Source organism: Methylobacterium sp. WL19, assembly GCF_008040005.1.
GTDB lineage: Bacteria > Pseudomonadota > Alphaproteobacteria > Rhizobiales > Beijerinckiaceae > Methylobacterium > Methylobacterium bullatum.
Window position 1 is genome coordinate 1 of sequence record NZ_VRVC01000201.1, and the last position, 5,565, is coordinate 5,565.

Annotated in this window: 5 protein-coding genes and 1 tRNA gene; 2 read left to right on the forward strand and 4 right to left on the reverse strand. The window is 70.4% G+C overall.

From position 1 onward, the window contains the following. Positions 1 to 172 precede the first annotated feature (172 nt). Both FV220_RS23760 and FV220_RS23765 read right to left on the reverse strand, forming a co-directional pair. Positions 173 to 385 carry a hypothetical protein gene (locus FV220_RS23760; protein WP_187273521.1) on the reverse strand — a complete coding sequence of 71 codons (213 nt, stop codon included), beginning with the start codon at positions 383 to 385 and terminating at the stop codon, positions 173 to 175. A 56-nt stretch (positions 386 to 441) separates the two neighbouring features. Continuing rightward, entirely contained in the window at positions 442 to 1,419 is a 978-nt protein-coding gene (locus FV220_RS23765) for a hypothetical protein (protein ID WP_147833451.1), read from the reverse strand. 376 nt (positions 1,420 to 1,795) lie between these two features. Here FV220_RS23765 and FV220_RS23770 point away from each other — a divergent pair, with 376 nt between their 5' ends. Continuing rightward, the gene (locus FV220_RS23770; RefSeq protein ID WP_056253664.1) at positions 1,796 to 2,263 is read left to right on the forward strand and encodes a hypothetical protein; all 468 of its coding nucleotides are present in this window, start codon (positions 1,796 to 1,798) and stop codon (positions 2,261 to 2,263) included. A gap of 286 nt (positions 2,264 to 2,549) precedes the next feature. On the opposite strand, the gene FV220_RS23775 is transcribed toward FV220_RS23770, so the two are convergent. After that, positions 2,550 to 2,634 (reverse strand) — tRNA-Leu (locus tag FV220_RS23775). Between the two features lie 104 nt (positions 2,635 to 2,738). Beyond that, the gene (leuC, locus tag FV220_RS23780) at positions 2,739 to 4,154 is read right to left on the reverse strand and encodes a 3-isopropylmalate dehydratase large subunit (protein WP_056145021.1); all 1,416 of its coding nucleotides are present in this window, start codon (positions 4,152 to 4,154) and stop codon (positions 2,739 to 2,741) included. Positions 4,155 to 4,425: 271 nt separating this feature from the next. Between leuC and FV220_RS23785 the strand changes: the two genes are divergently transcribed. Next, positions 4,426 to 5,394, forward strand: coding sequence for a 2-hydroxyacid dehydrogenase (locus tag FV220_RS23785; protein ID WP_147833452.1), 969 nt, complete (start codon positions 4,426 to 4,428; stop codon positions 5,392 to 5,394). Positions 5,395 to 5,565 lie beyond the last annotated feature (171 nt).

Genomic DNA, 5,565 nt, shown 5'->3' on the forward strand with positions numbered 1-5,565 from the left:
GCCGCGGGGCCGTTCCGGCGGTCCTTCGCGACCAGCCCGTCCTCCGTCAGCGTGACGTCCCGGAGCGTCGCTGGCGGAATGAAGTCCTTGGAGAGTCCGGCGACGAAAGCCGGCACCGTCCCGAGGCGCCGGGCGGCCTGCCAGCCGGCATGGTGCAGCACGGCGCGCAGCTTCACCCGTTCGGCGAAGGCGGCGCGCGTGGCGGGCCGCGACAGGGGCGGCTTGCCCGCCAGGGGCTCCACCATCCGGCGCCGATGGTCGCGTCGAGGTTCTGGAACTGTTGCTGCTGAAGCCCCTGCAGGATGCTCGCTCCGACATCCTGGGCCGGGGCCGCGACGGGAACGAACGCGGCGAGGGCGCAGACGCAGCGGATCGTGGCGTTCATGGCATGCTCCACCTTCGTGAAGGCCGACGGATTGCCCTTCACCAGGACACGCCCACTCAGCGCGGAATCACCGAGGCGGCGACGCGCTCGGCCCGCGCGAGGGCGTCCGGCTGGTCCGCGCCGGCGAGACCGATGACGCGCAGGTAGCTCTTGCCCTCGAAGCGGATCGTCTGGGTCACCCCGACCTTTCGGCCGGACCGCACGTCCTTGCCGGTGGCGCGCAGGCGGATGAGGACCGCGCCGCCCTCGCTGGTGCGGCTCTCGTCGGTGACCGCGATGTCCTTCACCTCCCGGATGGTGCCCAGCGCCTTGCGGGCGAAGGCGCTCTGCTGGCCGGTCGCGACCGGGGCCTTGCCCAGGGAGGGCGCCACGATGACGAGCGGCTGGGTGCCTTCGGGATCGACGTCCTTGGGGCCGTCGGTGAGCAGGAGGGTGTTTCCCATCAGCGTCCGCACCGGGCGGAACCCGGCCAGGTCCCCCACCGCATAGGGCATGGCCGCGATCTGGTCGGCGACGCTGCCGGGGGAGCGGAAGGCGATGGTGCCGAGCGCGGCTTCCACCGCCTGGTTCGGCACCTGTGCACGGGCCGCTTCCGGAACCTGCACGGTGACGAGGCCGGTGCCGTCCCCGCCCCGCACCACCGCGACCCACTTGGTATAGGCGATCCCCCTGGCCGACTGGTTGCCGCGCAGGACCCGCCCCTCGCCGCCGGCGACGGCCAGCGGCTCGGCCGCTCCCACGGCGGCGAAGCCCGTCGCGCGCAGGGAATCGGGGGTGAATTTTTCGGCGAGCTGCCCATACGCCTCGGCCGGCATCGCGACGATGACGATGGAGGCGCCGGAGGGATGCTCGAAACCGGCGAAGCTCTTGGCGGGCGTCATGCCGGCGGGCGGCACGAGACCGATCACGCCGGCGGGCGGGAAGACCGCCTCGGCGGCGAGGGCCGGCAAGAGCGGGACGGAGAGGAGCGGGGAGACGAGGCCGAGGAGGGCGAGGAGGCGGCCGGTGGCCCGGCGGAAGCGGGAAAGAACCATTCTGGAAGCGTCTCTCGAGAGTGGGACATCGGCGTCGGCGGGGCTTGCCCCGACGCCTGCTCGGAAGCCGCGAGAGCTTGGCCGGCGGACGCTCGGAGCGTCAAGTCACCGGGAGCCGTGCGTGAACCATCCGCATCGGCCCGGCGCGCGAGGGCCTGTGTCCCGGCGAAGGGGCGGTAAAGCTGCCCTGCGACTTGCCTGCCGAGGGCACCGGGATATCCTGGCCGGCGATGGGGCGCTTGGAGAGTGCACCGGGACCGCGCTGGCCCGGCGGGAACGCTGGCCCGGAATCCCGCCCGAAGAGGCCGAGGCGGATGTCACGGTCGGGCCTCGCACGCACGGCACGCTCCAACGCGCTCGACCTTGGAGCCGCAGCATGACGATCACCCTCGACGACGTGAAGGCCGGCAAACTCCGTGACGACGGCCACATGAATTATGGGCCGAACGGCTCCGGCTGGCTGATGCAGCACAGCGCCATCCCGCGGCTGACCTGCATCGACCGGGGCTATGCGGGCGCGGCGCGGCAGGCGGCCGGACTGCCTTTCGAGCGGGTCTGGTGCGTGGACGGAATGCCGGTCGCCAGCCTCGAGGCGGCGATCGATGCGCTCAACGTGCCGCCCGTCTTCACCGACGAGGAACGCACCGTGCTCGAACACGTGCCGGCCGAATGGGTCGAACGGGTGGCCTTCAGCGAGCGTATCGCCGCAAAGGCGGGCCTGCCGATCGGGCCTGCCCTCGAGGGCCTCCACCGGAAAGGCGCCCTCGAGACCGCACTTCGACCGGGCGAACCCTTTGCGACGGTGTGGATCCGGCGCGCCCCAGGCGAGGAAGCCGGAGAATGACGGCCACCAATGGCCTGCGGCTTCGGGCGTTCACCCGCCGCCGCCACGCTCCGACGGCACATGGTTCGGGATGTCGTTTGGAAAGAACCGACGCAAAGCCGGAACGCCCGGCGCAGCGCGACGCGCGCCATAGGATGGGAATGCTGAAGTTGGGACAGGACGACCTGTGCCGAAATCGCGGGTCATGCCCGTTGAGCCCGCTAGGCTTGGTTTATCTCGCATCGATCGACGAAGTGCGGAAAGCGGGGCCAAAAACTAAGTCAACATCAGTCACTTAGTTTTTGCTTGGTGCCCAGGAAAGGACTCGAACCTTCACCTCTTGCAAGACTGGTACCTGAAACCAGCGCGTCTACCAATTCCGCCACCTGGGCCGGTCGGCAGATGTTTGCCGACGCGGAGGTTCGTTTAGGCGGACGGGCCGGCCGCGTCAATCGCGATTCCGGCCCGTTTCGCCGATTCCGCCCAAGCTCGGCGCTCAGGCCTCGCCGCGCCACTCGCGGATGTCGACGAACCGGCCGGCCACGGCGGCGGCGGCGGCCATGGCCGGGGAGACGAGGTGGGTGCGCCCGCGATGGCCCTGGCGGCCTTCGAAGTTGCGGTTGGAGGTGGAGGCGCAGCGCTCGTTGGGGCTGAGGCGGTCGGCATTCATGCCGAGGCACATGGAGCAGCCCGGCTCGCGCCAGTCGAACCCGGCCTCCTTGAGGATGAGGTCGATGCCTTCCGCTTCCGCCTGGGCCTTCACCACGCCGGAGCCCGGCACCACCATGGCCGAGACCGACGGGTGGACCTTGCGGCCCTCCACCATCTTGGCCACGGCGCGCAGGTCCTCGATACGGCCGTTGGTGCAGGAGCCGATGAAGACCCGGTCGACGCTGATGTCGGTGATCTTCGTGCCCGGCGTGAGGCCCATATAGTCGAGGGCCTTCGCCTTCGACTGGCGCTTGTTCTCGTCGGCGATGGCGGCCGGATCGGGCACGAGGCCGGAGATCGAGACCACGTCCTCGGGGCTGGTGCCCCAGCTCACCAGGGGCGGCAGGCTCGCGGCGTCGAGGCGGACCTCGCGGTCGAAGAAGGCGCCCTCGTCGGTGGCGAGGCTGTCCCAATAGGCGCGGGCCCGCTCGAACGCCTCGCCCTTGGGGGCCTTGGGGCGATCCTTGACGTAGGCGTAGGTGATGGCGTCCGGCGCCACCAGGCCGGCGCGGGCGCCGCCCTCGATCGACATGTTGCAGATCGTCATGCGCCCCTCCATCGAGAGGGCGCGGATCGCCTCGCCGGCATATTCGATGACGTAGCCGGTGCCGCCGGCGGTGCCGATCTCGCCGATGATGGCGAGGATGATGTCCTTGGCGGTGACGCCCGGCGGCAGGGTGCCGTCCACGGTGACACGCATGTTCTTGGCCTTGCGCTGCAGCAGCGTCTGGGTGGCGAGCACGTGCTCCACCTCCGAGGTGCCGATGCCATGCGCCAGCGCGCCGAAGGCGCCGTGGGTCGAGGTGTGGCTGTCGCCGCAGACGATGGTCTGGCCCGGCAGGGTGAAGCCCTGCTCCGGGCCGATGACGTGGACGATGCCCTGGCGGCGGTCGAGGGCATCGTAGAACTCGATGCCGAAGTCGCGCACGTTCTCGGCCAGGGTCTCCAACTGGAGGCGGCTCTCCGGATCCTCGATGCCGAAGCGGCGGTCCGAGGTCTGGACGTTGTGGTCCACCACCGCCAGGGTCTTCTCCGGGTGGCGCACGCGCCGTCCGGCCACGCGCAGCCCCTCGAAGGCCTGTGGGCTCGTTACCTCGTGGACGAGGTGGCGGTCGATGTAGAGGAGGCTGGTGCCGTCCGGCTCGACATCGACCACGTGGTCGTCCCAGATCTTGTCGTAGAGGGTGCGCGGGGCAGTCATGGCGTGGCTGTTTCGGTTTTCGTCGTTGATCGGATCACGGGCGGATATGTGACTCTCGACCTCTTTAGTAATGTTCGAAAGGCCCGCTTGGAAGTAGGCCGGCGCACACGGCGCATCGGGCTCATGACTGCCGCCCACGCGCCGCATGGCGGCCTTGGCCGATGCGGGCCGGCCGCGATGGCTGGACCCTGCCCGGAGGGCGGATTACAGCCGTATCCTCTCATGGCCACTCCTTCCATGGCCGGTTCCGGGGACGGATGACGAGCGCGACATGCAGCCTGCCGACCTGTTGCTCCTGAAGCCGATGCAGCCCAGCGTGATGGAGGCGCTGGCGGGCGCCTTCACCCTCCACCGTGCCGACACCGCGCCCGATCCCGACGCGTTCTATCGCGAGATCGGACCGCGCATCCGCGCCATGGCGATCGGGGCGCAGGCCCCCGTCGACCGCGCCCTCTTCGAGCGGCTGCCCCATCTCGAGATCGTGGCGAGTTACGGCGTCGGCTACGATACGATCGATGTCGGCGCCGCGGCGGAGCGGGGCATCGTCGTCACCAACACGCCCGACGTGCTCTCCGACGAGGTGGCCGACCTCGCCCTCGGGCTGCTCCTGGCGACAATCCGAGAGATTCCGCAGGCGGACCGCTACCTGCGCGCCGGGCACTGGCCCACGCGGACCTACCCGCTCACCGCGACCCTGCGCGGCCGGCATGTCGGCATCCTCGGCCTCGGCCGGATCGGGCGGGCCATCGCCCGCCGCCTCGAAGGGTTCGGCGTGACCCTGTCCTATCACGGCCGCCGCCGGCAGGACGACGTGGCCTATGCCTTCCACCCGACCCTGCTGGAAATGGCGCGGGCGGTGGACGTCCTCATGATCGTGGCGCCCGGCGGCCCGGAGACGAACGGCATCGTGAATGCCGAGATCCTGGAGGCCCTCGGCCCCGACGGGATCGTCGTCAACGTCGCCCGCGGCAGCCTCGTTGACGAGCCGGCGCTGATCGAGGCCCTGCGATCGGGCACGATCCACGGCGCGGGGCTCGATGTCTTCGCCGCCGAGCCCCAGGTGCCGGAGGCCTTCCTCGGCCTGGAACGGGTGGTCCTGCTGCCGCATGTGGGCTCGGGCTCCGTCCAGACCCGCGAGGCCATGGGCCGGCTCGTGGTCGACAACCTGCTCTCCTGGTTCTCCGGCAGAGGGGCGCTGACGCCGGTGCCGGAAACGCCGGCGAACGGAGCAGCCCGATGATTTGTCTCGCACGGTCCCGCGCCGGATTTCTCGCCGGCCTGGTGACGATCGCGGCCCTGGCCGGTCCGGCGCAGGCCCAGACTATGACCCAGAATGGGGGGCAGGGGATGGCTCAGGGTGCTCCCCAGACACCCTCGACACCGGCCCCGTCCGCGACGCCCGCCCCGACAC